We start from the raw sequence: 14,550 nt of genomic DNA on the forward strand, positions 1-14,550 counted from the left end.
TGGTGGCCGCAGCATTCAGGGCGTCATCCCGCGGCTGAGCAGACACCCACGGCGTGAGCTGACGTGGAGCAAACGCGGCATCGCCTGCTGCGTTTGCTCCACTGCTTGTCGCGAAGTAGCCCCGGACATGTGTCCGGACATGCCAGAAGCCCGGTTTCCTGGGAAACCGGGCTTCTTCGTGGTTGCGGGGGCAAGATTTGAACTTGCGACCTCTGGGTTATGAGCCCAGCGAGCTACCGAACTGCTCCACCCCGCGGCGACGTCCTCAACTATACGGAGGGTGAACGGATCGTGCAAATCGGGTGTCCCCCGGCGCGGATCCGCACGGGACAGCGCCCCGATGGCGAGGGGCGGTGAGGACAGGGGCGGCGACAAGGGGGGACGGTGATGGCGAAGGGCGGTGACCGGGAGAACCCGATCACCGCCCTTCGGGCGTCTCCCCTGGATTACGGGGTGGCGCCGTCCTGACGCATGGCCTCGTCGATGGCCTGCTTCAGCCGGTCCTGGGCCTCGCCGTACTGCGTCCAGTCACCGTCCCGGCGTGCCCGATCCGCTTCCTGCATGGCCAGGTTGGCGTTGTCCAGAGCCTGCTGCAGGGACGTGGAGCGCGGCGACGGGGTCCCGGAGGGCTGCGGCGAGGGGCTGGCCGACGCGCCGTTGTCCACCGCGCCGGTGCGCCCGTCGCCGCCCTGGGCGGCCTCCGCGGCCTGGTCGTTCACGCCGGCCCCGGTGTCCGTGGTGGCACCGGAGTTACCGCTGAAAACCTCATCCAGAGCGCCGTCGAGCGTGGGGGCGAATCCGACCTTCTCACCGAAGCCCACGAGGACGCGGCGCAGGGTGGGGTAGGCGGCATCGCCGGAGGACTGCACGTACACGGGCTGGACGTAGAGCATGCCCCCGCCCGCGGGCAGTGTCAGCAGGTTGCCGTTGATGACCTCGGACGCACCCTGACGCAGCAGGTTCAGCTCCTGGGACACATCCGTGTCCGAGTTGAACAGGTTCTGCGCCTGGCCCGGACCGGGCACCACAGAGGAGCGCGGCAGTTCGAGCAGCCTCAGCTTGCCGTAGTCCTCGCTCTTGACGCCGTCCTCACCCGTCCCGGCGTCCGCGTTGGCGGAGAGGTACCCGTACATCACGTTACGGGTGTTGCCGGACTCGCTCTGCTGCGGGATGAAGGACGAGGTGAGCGAGAAGTTCGCCTTGTCCTCACCCGGCATGCGCATGGAGAGGTAGTACGGCGGCTGCGGGACGTCCTGGTTCTGCTGGGTGGGGTCGTTGGGCACGGACCACACGTCGTCGCTCGCGTAGAAGCTGTTCGCGTCCGTGACGTGGTAGCGGTTGAGCAGCTCACGCTGGACCTTGAACATGTCTTCGGGGTAGCGCACATGGGCCATGAGGTCCGCGGACATCTCCGAGTACGGCTTGAGCGTATTCGGGAAGACCTTCTGCCACGACTTCAGGACGGGGTCCTGGTCGTCCCACGCGTAGAGATCCACGGAACCGTCGTAGGCGTTGACCGTGGCCTTGACCGAGTTACGGATGTAATTCACACGCTCGGGCGGCAACGCAGCGGCGGTGCCCTGCGCGGTCTGGGTGTCCTGGGTGGCCTCCTGGAGCACGGACGGCGTGGAGTACGGGTAGGACGCCGCCGTGGTGTAGGCGTCCACGATCCACACGACCTTGTTGTCCACGATCGCCGGGTACGGGTTGCCGTCCACCGTGAGGTAGGGGGCCACCTTCTCCACCCGCTCACGCGGGTTGCGGTCGTAGAGGATCTGGGACTCCGGGCGCACCGCGTCCGAGAGCAGCATGTCCGTGGACTGGAACTTGATGGAGTAGGACAGTTTGCTAAACCAGTTGCCCACGGTGGGGCCGCCGTTTCCGGCGAACGTGGTCTTGGCGTCCTGGGCGTCCCCGTCATTGGTCTGGGGGCGGTCCAGCTCGAGCGGCGGGTCCTCAGGGGAGCCACCCACGATCGAGTACTCGGGCGAGTTCTTCCCGAAGTAGATCCGCGGCTCGTAGTCGTTGGAGATCTCACCGCGGGACGGGATCCCGGCCTGCATGAATTGGGGCTTGCCGTCCGACTGCACGCGGGAGCCGTACGCGGCCACCACGCCGTAGCCGTGGGTATAGACCACCGACTGGTTGTACCAGCCCTGGATCTGGTCCGGGTTCAGTTCACGGGTCGCAATGACCGTGTCCTGGGTCTGGCCGTCGATCGTGTAGCGGTCCACGTTGAGCATGTCGGAGAACTGGTAGTACGGCCGGAACTGCTGCAGCTGGGCGAACGCGGAGGAGACCACGTTGGGGTCCAGCAGACGGATGTTGGAGGTGGTCTCGGTGTCCTGGCGCAGCGCACCCTGTTCGGTCTGGGTCGTGGCGTCGTACGGGGTGACCTCGGTGTTGTCCAGACCGTAGGCCTGTCGGGTCATGGTGATGTTGCGCTGGATGTACTCGTTCTCGAGCGCCTGCTCCGTGGGGGTCACCTGGAAGCGCTGGATGGCCCACGGGTAGAGCCCACCGGCCACCACGGCCACGACCACGAGCATCGCGGCACCGATCAGGGGCAGCTTCCAACGGCCGATGAACCCGGCCACCACGAACAGGATGGCTACCAGGACGGCGGCGATCGCCAGGATGCCCTTGGTGGGGATCACGGCGTTGACGTCGGTGTACAGCGCACCGGTCCACTTGCCCGAGTTGGAGGTCAGGGTCGCGTAGCGGTCCAGCCAGAAGTTCACGGCCTGCAGCGCGAGGAACGCGGCCACGATGGAGCCCAGGTGCACGCGGGAGGAACGGGTCGTGGCGATCCCGCGTTCATGGATGCGGATCCCGCCGTAGACGTAGTGCATGAGCAGCCCGGCCACACCGGCGAGTAGCAGCGCGGTGACCAGGAAGCCGATTAGCAGCCGCAGGAACGGGAGGGTGAACACGTAGAAGCCCAGGTCCAGGTCGAACTGGGGGTCGGTCTGTCCGAAGGGTTCCTGGTTGAGGAACAGCAGCACGGTCTGCCACTGGGACGCGATCGTGGAGGCGGCGAACAGCCCGAAGATCACCGGGACGGCCACCATGACGATCTTGCGCACGGGGTCCAGCGCCTGCTGGTACTTCTGCATGTTGTCGCTGACCTGGCCGGTGTCCCGGGGGCGGTTGCGGTATGCGAGCCACAGGCTCAGGAACATGAGCGTGGCCACGATCACGGCGGAGATGATGAACAGACCGATCATCGCGAGGTTACGGGTGACGAACACCCGCAGGTAACCGAGCTGCTCGAACCAGAGGATGTTCGTGTAGACCTGGGTGAACCCCACGAACACGGCGATGAGGACCACCACCGCGATCACTGTGGGCAACAGGGCCCCGTGTTTCTTGCGGCCCGCTGCGGACCCGCTGGATGGACGTGGGGATGTGGATCCGGCGGTCACTGAATACCTCTGAATTCCCTGGGCACGGATGATGATCTGTCAATGATCAGTGTCCACCCTATTGTGCTGGCCCCCGTCGCGGCATGCAATTTCACCACCTCGGGATGTCACCGGGTGCCGCAGGAAGGCAGCTCCACGACCGATCCGGACGCCGCTTTTTCGACCCCTTCCACAGCATCTCCCAGTGTCTTCACCTCGATCACCGTGAGACCATCCGGGACGTGCCCGGCCACCTCACCGCAATTGTCCGAGGGGGCCAGGAAGTACGTGGCACCGGACTCCGCTGCGCCCTGCAATTTCTGTCGGATCCCGCCGATGGGACCGACCTTCCCGTCCGCCGAGATCGTTCCGGTACCCGCGATGTGTTCGTCGCCCGCCATCGATCCGGGGGTCAGTTCCTCGACGATCCCCAGCGCGAACATCATCCCGGCGCTGGGCCCACCCACCTGGTCCAGTTGGAAGTCCACGTCCACGGGGAACTCGTATTTCGGTACGAGGTACACGCCGAGCTGCCACCGCTGCGAGTCCTCGTCCCGGGTCAGCTTCACGTGTTCGGTGACCGTCCTGCCGTCCCGGCGCACGACGACGTCCGCTCCCCGCTCCCCCGCGGCGTCGAGTTGCTCGCGCAACAGCTCGAGCGAGGTGACCTGCGTGCCGTTCACGGAGAGGATCCGGTCCCCGGCCCGCAGGACACCGTCCGCGGCGCCGCCGGGGATCACGGCGTGCACGGTCAGGGTGGTTGTGAACGGCTTGCCCAGGTGGTTCAGCGCGGCCGCCACGGAGTCCTCCTGGGAGGTGACCATGGCCGCGGCGTTGGACTCGTCCACCTGCTGGCCCGTGGTGTCCGGCGGGTAAAGGGTGTCCTCCGGGATCACGGCATCGGAGGGATCCAACCAGCCCAGCAGCGCGTTGATGGAGTTGAGCCGCCCGGAGGGTCCGCCCGTGACGTACACGGTGGTCAGGTCCAACCGGCCGTCGCTCGGGTAAGTCGGGGCGCCCGTGATCTTGACGAGCTGCTTGTCGTCGTGGCTGCCCACGGTGTTGAACGTGGGTCCGGCGGATTCCACGACGTACGGCGCGGGCAGCACCACGCCCGCGAGCAGCAGCACCGTGGTCCCCGCGAGCGCGACCGACGGCAACGACCGGCGGCGGAGGAATCCGCGCCGCGCCCCCTTCTGCTCACCCGTCACGTCGCTTCCTCTCCACGGCCTCCAGGACCGTCCCAGCGTACTCGGCCCACCCTGGGAAGGTCCCGCGCACACCGTCTGGGGCGTACGTCGCACGCCCTCGTGGAAGGTTCGAAGACGCCGCACGGCCGGGGACGGCGGCGTCGCCCGCTCCCGGTGAACGGGCGCCCGGAGGGTACCTGAGCCATCAGCGAACTGGGCGCGCACGCGGTGGTTCGGGCCCGGGGCGGACGGCTAGGGTTTGAGCAGTCCTAGATCCTCCACGACGATTGGCGGTCCCATGCCTTCGAACCCTCCGTACGACGAGAACGGCGAGAACCCCAAGGACCCGTTCCAGGAGATGTTCGAGCGTCTGCTGGGCTCCGGGAACATGAAGCCCGGTGACATGCCGGCCGGTATGCCCATGGACCCGCAGGCCATGTCCATGATGTTCCAGCAGATCCAGTCCATGATGAGTTCGACCTCCTCGGGGGAGCCCATCAACTGGGAGCTCGCCAACCAGCACGCCCGTCAGGTGGCCGCGCAGAAGGGCGACGCGTCCGTTTCGGCGAAGCAGAAGGGCGCCGTGAACGACGCCATGAAGCTCGCGGACCTGTGGCTCACGGACAACACCGCGTTCGGCGAAGCCCCCGTGCTGCCGTCCGCGTGGGCGCGCGCCGAGTGGATCGAGGCCACGTGGGAGACCTGGAAGGAGATGACCACCCCGGTGGCCACCTCCGTGTCCAAGGCCATGTCCGACGCCCTGACCCAGCAGTTGCCCCCCGAGCTCTCCCAGGCCATGGGCGGGGCGGACCTGTCCGGGATGCTCTCCGGCGCGGGCTCCATGATGTTCGGGATGCAGCTGGGACAGGCCGTGGGTGCGCTCTCGTGCGAGGTGCTGTCCTCCACGGACGTGGGCATCCCCCTGGCCAAGGGCCGCTGCGCGCTCGTGCCGTCCAACGTGGCCGAGTTCAGCGAGGGGCTGGACCTGCCGGCCTCGGACGTGATGCTGTACCTGGCCATCCGCGAGGCCGCCCACACGCGTTTGTTCCACGGTGTGCCGTGGTTGCGCCAGTACGTGCTGGACCTGATCACGGCGTTCGCGTCCGAGATCCACATCGACATGGACCGGATCGAGTCCATCGCCCAGGAACTCGACCCCTCCGACCCCTCGGGCATCCAGGACGCGCTGGCCTCCGGCGTGTTCAGCCCCGAGATGACCCCGCGCCAGGAGGCCACACTCGCCAAGCTCGAGACGGTCCTCGCGCTCGTGGAGGGTTGGGTCAACCGCGTCACCGTGGCCTCCACTGCCAACATCCCCTCCGCCGCCGCCCTCACCGAGATGATGGCCCGACGCCGCGCCGAGGGCGGGCCCGCCGAGCGCACCTTCGGTTCCCTCGTGGGTCTCGAACTGCGCCCCCGCCGATTGCGTGAGGCAGCGACCTTCTGGGGCTACGTGGAGGAACAGCGCGGGATCACCGAGCGCGACAGCCTCTGGGAGTCCCCCGAGCTGCTGCCCACCAACGAGGACCTCGACGATCCCCAGGGCTTCGAGGAGCGCCGCGGGCTGCTCACGGCCAGCGACGAGGAGATGGACGCCGCCCTGGAGAAGCTGCTGGCCGGCGGGTACGAGGACGGCCGGCAGGCCCCGGGGGGCGCGAGTTCCACCGGCCAGGCCTCCGCGGACGCGGAGCAGGGTGCGTCCGGGGAGACGTCGACTGGACGCGAGCCGGGTGAGAGCACGGGCACTGCCGGCGACGACGACCAGGACGATCCCGACACCACGCGGGACGAGGACTGATCGTGGGCGGCTGGGCCTCCGTGTAGTAGGCCCGTCGTACGGACTTCAGGGTTCGCGGCCGGGCCCGTACGAACGGCCCGGAGCCACTCGCACCGAGACTCGTGCGGACCTCGTACCGACCCGGCTCGCCGGGCTGGCCCCTCGGGTGCCTCACTCCCGGCCCGTGACCTGCGCGGGGTTCCGCTCCGCCCACGCGGCGCCGTCCAGGAACTGGCCGGCGTCGTGCGCCCTGGGGTGGCGCCGTGCCATCTCCCAGAACCGCTCGTTGTGGTGAGCCTCGAGCAGGTGCACGAGCTCGTGCAGCACCACGGTCTCCAGAACCCACTCGGGCGCGTCCGCGAGTCGCCGTGAGATCCGAATGGCACCCGTGGCGGGGGTCGCCGAGCCCCACCGTGTGTGCTGGCGGGCGGACCACGTGATGCTCGTGGGCCGGGCACGACCCTCCAGGTAGGTCCGGGACAGCCGCTGCGCCATCTCCTCCAGCGCCGTGTCGGAGTGCCGCGTGCGCGAGGCCGCCTCCGCCGCGCGCCGCTTGGCCACGACCCTGGGAACGAGAGTTGCACTCCAATGCGCGATCTGGGCACGGGTGGCCCGTTGCGGCACCGAGAGCACCACGGCGTCCCCGCTGAAGTGGGCGTTGACGGTCTTGGTGCGGCGGGCACTGCGCTTGACGACGATCTCCGGCATCTCCTCCGGTGGTTCGACGATTCTGGCTCGTGGTGGGGGCATGCCCCCAGTTCACCACCCCGCCCGGGCGGGGCACGAACCGGGACGCAGAAGGGGAGCACGGTGCCCGCGGCACCCGTCCTGTGGATTGCCCCGCTCCGGCCGCGGGAGCACCCCGCTTCGGCAACCCTGGTGCCATGACCCACCGTTGCCCAACCGCCCCCGAGGAACCCTGCGCTCCCCCGGCGCTCGACGAGCTGCGCGTTCTCGCGCTCGGGCTCGACCCCCTCACCGCCGCCGTGTGCCTCGCGCTCGCGGAGGCCGGGGTCTGCCTGCTCAACGTCCGGGATCCTGCACCCGTCGGGACCGCGGACGTCCGCCACGGCCCGTATCCCGCGGAGTTCCAGGGCCAGCCGCGTGAACTGGTGCTGAGGACCCTGCTGCGGCGCAGATCCCCGCGCTGCGCCCCGCTCAGCGCACCCGAGCTCTTCCCGTCGGCGGCGGTGCCCACCGCCGTGGTGCTCCACACGTGGTCCGTGCCCGGTGATCTCGTGGCGGACCTCGCCACGGCTTCCTCCCCGGACCTGGACCCGGCGCTGCCCACCCTGAGCGTGGTCCGCGACGGCGGGTCCGTGGTTGTCTGGCCCCTCACCGACTGGGCGCACCGCCCGTGCCGGGCCTGTGTGGCGAGTGCGGTCCGTGAAGCGCGACGCGCGTTCCGTGGGTCCCCAACCACGCCCGGCGAGCCTCTGCTTCCGCGTCAGGACGGGACGATGGCCGTGCTGACGCGCACGGTGGCCACCGGGGAGATCGCGGGTCGCCTGCTGTCCCACGTGCTGCGGGACGACGCCGCTCCGCGGGCGGCACCGTCCGACCCGCCACACGACGCTCCCCCGGACGTGCCACCTGCCGGCACCGAAACGGCACCGTCCGGCCCACCGCCGGCCCGGCCCACCGCCGGAACGCAGTCACCTGACGGTCCGGAAGCGTGCCTCGTGCTGCGCCGGGGGCTGACGGTTCTGCCTTTGGCCCCGGATCCGAGGTGCCTGTGCTCCCTCGCGTTCACCGGGCTGTGAACCGTGTGTGCGGAGTGCGCCGTACCACCCGTGCCCGCTCAGACGGAGTCGCGGTCCACCGTGAAGGCCCCCGCCGTGTCCGGGGGCGAGGGTGCGGGCTCGTCCCGCACCAGGGCGTTGATCACGGCCACGATGTGCCGGGCCGTGACCTCCGGGTCCAGCGCCACCATGGTCAGCGGAGGGTCGGCCAGCGCCGCCGCCGGGGAGTCGTTGACCCCCACGATCGCGAGGTCCGCGGGCGCTTTCCAGCCGAGCCGCCGCATCCCGCAGAGCACGGCGAGCGCGGCGGTGGTGTCGTGGGCGCACACCCCGGACGCCCCCGGGTGCCGTTCGCGCCACTGCAGCAGCACATCGGCCGCCCCGCGGGGATCCGCAGGAAGGGGAAGAGCGCTCGGGCGAGGCAGGCCACGGGCCGCGCACTCGCGCTGCAGCACCTCGAAGCGCCACTGGGAGACGCCGTGCATGTGCTCCCCGCCCGTGATCGCATAGCCCAGGTGCGTATGGCCCGCGGCCACGAGCCGCTGCACCTGCACCCTGGCGATGTCCCGCTCACGGAGACCCGTGATCCACCGCCCCATGTCGTCCGAACCGGTCCAGGAGAGGACGCCGCGCACGCCACTTCGACGCATGCGCTCGGCGTCGTCCTCCGCGAGGTCCCACGCGAGCACGGCGGCCGGCGTCACGGAGGACCAGACCTGGGCGGCGGGGCGGCGGGTCCACGCATGGATCACCATGGACAGCCCCACCTCGGAGAACAGCACCGAGAGCCGCTCCACGATCACCCCGATGTCCTCGGTGAGGGACCCCGCTGGCGGGAGGTATAGCAGCACGGAGGTGGAGCGGCCCCGGCCGAGCGCCCGCGCCTCCGCCGAGGGCGCGTAGGAGAGCTCCCGGGCGGCGTCGAGCACGCGGCGTCGGGTGCCCGCGGAGATGGACTGTGAGGGGGTGTCGTTGAGCACGAAGCTCACGGTGGTGCGGGAGACCCCGGCCAGCCGTGCCACGTCGGCGCTCGTGGTCCGCCGTGCGGGGGTGCGGTGCCGGTGCATGCTCGTGAGTTCTCCCTGGAGGTCGGTGGCCACATGGTAGCGAGTGGCCCACCGCCGCCGGGCCCTGATGCCCCACGAATGTGAGCTGTTACACTCGACAACCATCAAGCTAACACGCGTTAGTGTGCACCGGCACGGACCGCTACCGACCCGGGCCCCTCCCGGCGCACGGCCTGCCTGCAGGGAACTGGAAGCGGCCACGTCGCCGCGAGGTTTCGGAGCCGGTACCCGTCGGGAACGCCGTCGGGCACCGGCTGCACCACCCGGATCCGACCGGGGCGCGCGACCGCAAGGAAGTTGGAGAACCACATGGACACTCAGGACGTCGACGTGATCATCATCGGTGCCGGGATCTCCGGCATCGGCGCCGCTCGGGAGCTCGCCGGCACCGGCCGCACCGTCCGCATCCTCGAGGCGCGCGAGAACATGGGCGGCACGTGGGACCTCTTCCGGTACCCGGGTATCCGCTCGGACTCGGACATGGCCACCTTCGGCTACCGCAGCCACCCCTGGACAGGAGAGCGCAGCCTGGCCACTGGGGACACCATCCTCGACTACGTCCACTCGGCGGCCGAGGAGGCCGACGTCACGAAGGACATCCGGTTCGGGCGGCGCGCCGAGCAGGCACGGTGGTCCTCCGAAACCCACACGTGGACCGTCACGCACCGCGACGTCCACACGGGCGGGGCCGAGCAGCTCACCGGCCGGTGGCTGTTCATGGCCACGGGCTACTACCGCTATGACGAGGGCTTCACCCCCGACTGGCCCACGCTGTCCGAGTTCGAGGGGACCGTGGTCCACCCGCAGCACTGGCCGGAGGACCTGGACGTGGCGGGCCGTCGCGTGGTCGTGATCGGCAGCGGCGCCACCGCCGTGACCCTCGTGCCCGCGCTCACGGACCGCGGCGCTCACGTGAGCATGCTGCAGCGCTCCCCGTCCTACGTGGCCTCCGTGCCCGGCAGGGACGAGACTGGCATCAAGCTGCGCAAGTGGCTGCCGCCGCGCGTGGCCGGGGAGGCCAACCGCTGGCGCAACATCGTGCGCTCCATGGCCATCTACGAGTTCAGCCGCCGCCGACCGCAGGCCATGCGGGACCTGCTGCACCGCGGGGCTGTGAAGCACCTGGGCCCCACCTTCCCGGTGGACGAGCACTTCACCCCCGAGTACGACCCGTGGGACCAGCGGCTGTGCGCGGCACCGGACGGCGACTTCTTCAAGGCTGTGCGCGGGGACCACGCCGAGGTGGTCACGGACACCATCGAACGCTTCACCGCGGACGGCATCCAGCTGCGCTCGGGCCGTCACCTCCAGGCGGACGTGATCGTCACCGCCACGGGGCTCAACGTGCAGTTTCTTGGGAACATGGATCTCGTGGTGGACGGGGAGACCGTGGATCCGGCCGCGCGCGTGAGCTACCGTGGCATGATGCTCGACGGCGTCCCCAACATGGCCTTCGCCATCGGGTACACGAACTCCTCGTGGACCCTGCGCGTGGACCTGATCACAGAGTACTTCCGGCGGCTGCTGGACCGCATGGACCGCGAGGGTGCCGTGGCCGTCACGCCCCGGTACTCCGGCCCCCGCACCGGGCTGCGCCCGCTCATCGACCTGGCCTCCGGCTACATCCAGCGTGGCGCGCACCTGCTGCCCCGCCAGGGCCGCGACGGGGCATGGAACGTGCGGCAGAACTACCTGCGGGACCGGGTGCTGTTCCGTCCGGGTGCCGAGAAGGACGAGCAACTGGAGTTCACGGTGCCCGCCCGCACCGCCTCGGGGGTGGGCGCGTGAGCACGCAGATGTGGAACGGGCTGAGCTGGCGCGAGACCGGTGAGGGCACCCCGGTGCTGCTGATCCACGGGATCGGACGCAGCCTGGCCGACTGGGACGAGCAGCACGAGCGTCTGGCCGCGCGGCACCGTGTGATCAGCGTGGACCTCCCCGGCTTCGGTGGCTCCGAGGTCCCCACCGAGGGCATGAGCCTCTCGAATCTCGCCTCCCGCGTGGCGGAGTTCGTGCGCGCCCAGGGCATTGCGCCGGCCCACGTGGCCGGCAACTCCCTGGGCGGGGCCGTGGCCATGCAGCTCACCGCCGACCACCCGGAACTCGTGCGCAGCCTGCTGCTCGTGGACTCCGCAGGATTCGGACGGGGCGTGAGCCCGGCCCTGCGTCTCGCGGCGCTGCCCGGGGTGGGCGAGCGCGCACTGGCACCGAGCCGCAAGGGTGCGCTGCGCTCCGAGCGGGCCATGTACCACGACCCCGCCCTGGCCACGCCCGAGCGCGTGGAACGCGGCTACGAGCTCGCGCAGCGCCCCGGCGGCTCCGAGGCCATGCTGCAGATGCTGCGCTCGATCGGCTCGATCGCGGGTGTGAAGCGGCCCTGGCGGCGCCGGCTGCTCCCCCGCGTGCGGGCCACCGGTGTTCCCGTGTTCATCATGTGGGGCGACAAGGACACGGTGCTGCCCTTCCGTCACCTCGCCCGCGGGGCGAAGGCCCTGGGGGCTCGCAGCCACCGGTTTCCCGACACCGGCCACGGGCCCATGATCGAGCGGCCCGACGAGTTCGCCCGCCTGGCCACCGAGTTCTGGGCGAGCGCGGAGCGCAGCTGACGACGCCACACGAGCCGGTCCCGGTCCACGCTCACCCGCCGCGCTGCGACCACACAACGCGTCACCGGGTGGTGGTACCGGTCGTCCCGGCCGGGCCTCGGCCGCACCCGCTTAGTGGCCGCCGCGGCGTCGTGCCGGGGTGCGCGGCGCGGGGGGCAGCACAGCATCGAGGAAACGGGACCGGACCCGGTTGGGCCGACCGCCCGGGGTCCGGGACAGCGACCACGAGAGCACGAGGTGCTCCCGCGCGCGGGTGATCCCCACGTAGAGCAGCCGGCGCTCCTCGTCCATGGCATCCGGGGTGTCGGCGAAGCTGATGGGCATGAGTCCCTCGGAGAGCCCCACGAGGAACACGGCATCCCACTCCAGGCCCTTAGCCGAGTGCAGGGACGCGAGCGTGACCCCGTCCACCACCGGGGCCTCCTGGGTGGTCGCACGGCGTTCGATCTCCTGCGCGAAACCGGCGAGCGACAGCGTCTCGCCGTCCGCCACGGCGCGGCGGGCCATGGTGTCCGCGAGCGAGACGAGTGCACGCAGGGACTCCCACTTGGCGCGCGTGGCGCTGTCGGAGCGCGGGGCCCGCTCCGTGTAGCCGAGCGAACCGAGCATGTCCCGCACCTGCTGGGGGACGTCCGCGCGGTCCGCGCCCGCCGTGCGTGCGGCGGAACGGATCTGCACGATGGCCTGCCGGATCTCGGGCCGGTTGAAGAACCGTTCGGAGCCGCGCAGCTGGAAACCGATGTTCGCATCCGCGAGTGCGGCTTCGAATGCCTGCGACTGGCCGTTGGTGCGAAACAGGACGGCGATCTCGTGCGGGGCCACGCCGTCGTCGATCAGGTCCTGGATCCGCACGGCCACGCCCGCGGCCTCGGCCTCGTCGTCCGGGTACTCGTTCCACGCGGGCTCGGGGCCCGCGGGGCGCTGGGAGACCAGGCGCAGCGGTGTGGCCCACGTGTCCGGGGTGGACGTGAGGGACGGACGGCGCGCGGCCAGCAGCCGGTTGGCGGTGTTGACCACCTGAGGGGTGGAGCGGTAGTCGCGGATCAGCTCCACCACAGACGCGCCGGGGTACCGGGACGGGAACTCCAGCAGGTGCCGGGACGTGGCGCCCGTGAAGGAGTAGATGGTCTGGGAGGCGTCCCCCACCACGCAGAGATCGTCCCGGGAGCCGAGCCACGCGTCCAGCAGCCGCTGCTGCAGGGGCGAGACGTCCTGGTACTCGTCCACCACGAACTGGCGGTACTGCGCGTGCACCGCCGCGGCGATCCGCTCGTCCTCCTCCAGGATCCCCACCGTGATCAGCAGGACGTCCTCGAAGTCGATCAGGTGCCGGTCCGCCTTGAGGTCCTCGTAGGACTGGTAGAGCCGCTGCATGGTGCGGACGTCGTAGCCCGCGGGCATGTCCCGCTGGCCCGCCGCCTGCGGATAGGTGTCCGGGGTGTGCATGGAGACCTTGGCCCACTCGATCTCGGCCGCGACGTCCCGGACGGTCGCCCGGTCCGTGGTCAGGCGCATGGCCTGGGCGGCCTCAGTGATCAGTCTCGCCTTGTGGTTCACGAGCCCCGGCGGGGGCCCACCCACGGCCTGCGGCCAGAAGTACTGCAGCTGGCGCAGGGCGGCAGAGTGGAAGGTCCGGGCCTGCACACCGGGAGCCCCGAGGGCCCGCAGCCGCTGGCGCATCTCATTGGCGGCGCGCGCGGTGAAGGTCAGGGCCAGGGTCTTCTGGGGGGTATAGACCCCCGAGGCGATGCCCCACGCGATGCGGTGGGTGATGGCCCGCGTCTTGCCGGTGCCCGCTCCAGCGCGCACGCACACCGGACCGTTCAGTGTGGTCGCGACCACGCGCTGCTCCGGGTCCAGGCCTCCGAGGATCCGCTCCTCGGCGCTCTGCTCCACGCTCACCAATCGGTCCCCGGGAGGTCCTCGCCCAGCCAGCTGACGATCAGCGCGTGCGCGATCGACACCCTCCCCGGCAGCGTGACCTCACCGGTGCGGGTGCTCGTGAGCAGCTGCTCGCGCGTGAACCACCGGACGTCCAGGATCTCCTCGCCGTCCGCCTCGGCCACCGATGTGTGGGCCACGGCGCGGAAGCCCAGCATCAGGGAGCGGGGGAACGGCCACGGCTGAGAGCCCTGGTACTGCACGGTGTCCACCGTGATCCCGGCCTCCTCGCGCACCTCGCGCACGACCGCTTGCTCGGCGGACTCCCCCGGCTCGACGAAGCCTGCGAACGTGGAGTACATGTTGCCGGCCCATGCCGCAGAGCGGCCCAGCAGGATGCGCTGCGAGGCCGGGTCCGGGCCGTCCTCGACCACCGCCACGATGACCGCTGGATCCGTGCGGGGGAAGTGCAGCGAGTCGTCCTCGAGGCAGCGCCGGGCCCACCCGGAGCGGATGCTCTGCGTGAGCGCCCCGCAGCGAGGACACCGCGGGTGGTCGCGGTGCCACAAGGCCACCGCCTGCGCCGTGACGAGCAACGACGTCTGCTCGGGATCCACCACGGTGGCCAGCGTGCGCAGCCCCTCCCACCGGGCACCGTCGAGACCGGACAGCTGGGTGTCCTCGGGGAAGGTGCGCAGGATCACCTGGGTGCCGTCCGCCAGGCGGCCCAGGTACACGTCCGGGCGGCCGGCATCGTCCGTGGGTCCCGGGACCTCCGCCACGAGCGGGAGGACCAGGGCGCCGTCGCGCGTGGGGGCCTGGGAGCCCCGCAGCACGAGCACCCGCGCGGTGGGCGAGGCGAGCGCCTCAGCCACGAGATCGC

At 70.5% G+C, this 14,550-nt stretch carries 10 protein-coding genes and 1 tRNA gene; 4 read left to right on the forward strand and 7 right to left on the reverse strand.

The genetic code is table 11. From position 1 onward, the window contains the following. Positions 1–179: 179 nt before the first annotated feature. The 3 genes from B3I25_RS07450 to B3I25_RS07460 form a co-directional block, all read right to left on the reverse strand. A tRNA-Met gene (locus B3I25_RS07450) sits at positions 180–256 on the reverse strand. Positions 257–446: 190 nt separating this feature from the next. Continuing rightward, on the reverse strand, positions 447–3,425 hold the full coding sequence (locus B3I25_RS07455; RefSeq protein WP_286738467.1) for a UPF0182 family protein: 2,979 nt from the start codon (positions 3,423–3,425) through the stop codon (positions 447–449). A 107-nt stretch (positions 3,426–3,532) separates the two neighbouring features. Next, on the reverse strand, positions 3,533–4,615 hold the full coding sequence (locus tag B3I25_RS07460; protein ID WP_098053956.1) for a YlbL family protein: 1,083 nt from the start codon (positions 4,613–4,615) through the stop codon (positions 3,533–3,535). 277 nt (positions 4,616–4,892) lie between these two features. On the opposite strand from B3I25_RS07460, the gene B3I25_RS07465 reads away from it, so the two are divergent. Then, positions 4,893–6,392: a zinc-dependent metalloprotease gene (locus B3I25_RS07465; RefSeq protein WP_286738468.1), complete on the forward strand. Its 1,500-nt coding sequence runs from the start codon at positions 4,893–4,895 to the stop codon at positions 6,390–6,392. A 150-nt stretch (positions 6,393–6,542) separates the two neighbouring features. Here B3I25_RS07465 and B3I25_RS07470 read toward each other — a convergent pair whose 3' ends face one another. Continuing rightward, a complete protein-coding gene (locus B3I25_RS07470; protein WP_052160959.1) occupies positions 6,543–7,079 on the reverse strand; it encodes a M48 family metallopeptidase in 537 nt (178 codons plus the stop codon). A 176-nt stretch (positions 7,080–7,255) separates the two neighbouring features. On the opposite strand from B3I25_RS07470, the gene B3I25_RS07475 reads away from it, so the two are divergent. Beyond that, on the forward strand, positions 7,256–8,134 hold the full coding sequence (locus B3I25_RS07475) for a hypothetical protein (protein WP_193519923.1): 879 nt from the start codon (positions 7,256–7,258) through the stop codon (positions 8,132–8,134). A gap of 38 nt (positions 8,135–8,172) precedes the next feature. Here B3I25_RS07475 and B3I25_RS07480 read toward each other — a convergent pair whose 3' ends face one another. Then, positions 8,173–9,213, reverse strand: coding sequence for a LacI family DNA-binding transcriptional regulator (locus B3I25_RS07480; RefSeq protein WP_260850548.1), 1,041 nt, complete (start codon positions 9,211–9,213; stop codon positions 8,173–8,175). A gap of 276 nt (positions 9,214–9,489) precedes the next feature. Here B3I25_RS07480 and B3I25_RS07485 point away from each other — a divergent pair, with 276 nt between their 5' ends. Together B3I25_RS07485 and B3I25_RS07490 are read left to right on the forward strand one after the other, a co-directional pair. Continuing rightward, positions 9,490–10,968 (forward strand): flavin-containing monooxygenase, encoded by a 1,479-nt coding sequence (locus tag B3I25_RS07485; RefSeq protein WP_064846094.1) that lies wholly within the window; start codon positions 9,490–9,492, stop codon positions 10,966–10,968. Then, positions 10,965–11,786: an alpha/beta fold hydrolase gene (locus B3I25_RS07490; RefSeq protein WP_197493103.1), complete on the forward strand. Its 822-nt coding sequence runs from the start codon at positions 10,965–10,967 to the stop codon at positions 11,784–11,786. The genes B3I25_RS07485 and B3I25_RS07490 overlap by 4 nt, the downstream gene beginning before the upstream one ends. Before the next feature lie 111 nt (positions 11,787–11,897). Here the strand turns inward: B3I25_RS07490 and B3I25_RS07495 are convergent, their stop codons facing one another. Together B3I25_RS07495 and nudC are read right to left on the reverse strand one after the other, a co-directional pair. Further along, complete coding sequence (locus B3I25_RS07495; RefSeq protein ID WP_286738470.1) at positions 11,898–13,688, reverse strand: ATP-dependent helicase; 1,791 nt, start codon at positions 13,686–13,688, stop codon at positions 11,898–11,900. Further along, positions 13,685–14,550 (reverse strand): NAD(+) diphosphatase (nudC, locus tag B3I25_RS07500; protein ID WP_286738471.1); only part of this gene is annotated, 866 nt, incomplete at its 5' end. The genes B3I25_RS07495 and nudC, both read right to left, overlap by 4 nt.

Origin of the sequence: Kocuria sp. UBA1838 (assembly GCF_002338785.1) — a bacterium.
Lineage (GTDB): Bacteria > Actinomycetota > Actinomycetes > Actinomycetales > Micrococcaceae > Kocuria > Kocuria marina.

What these genes read in the sequence shown, in the direction of transcription:
- B3I25_RS07465 (WP_286738468.1), top strand. Translation starts at nt 4,893, where the DNA reads ATGCCTTCGAACCCTCCGTACGACGAGAACGGCGAGAACCCCAAGGAC.
- B3I25_RS07470 (WP_052160959.1), bottom strand. Translation starts at nt 7,079, where the DNA reads ATGCCGGAGATCGTCGTCAAGCGCAGTGCCCGCCGCACCAAGACCGTC.
- B3I25_RS07475 (WP_193519923.1), top strand. Translation starts at nt 7,256, where the DNA reads ATGACCCACCGTTGCCCAACCGCCCCCGAGGAACCCTGCGCTCCCCCG.
- B3I25_RS07485 (WP_064846094.1), top strand. Translation starts at nt 9,490, where the DNA reads ATGGACACTCAGGACGTCGACGTGATCATCATCGGTGCCGGGATCTCC.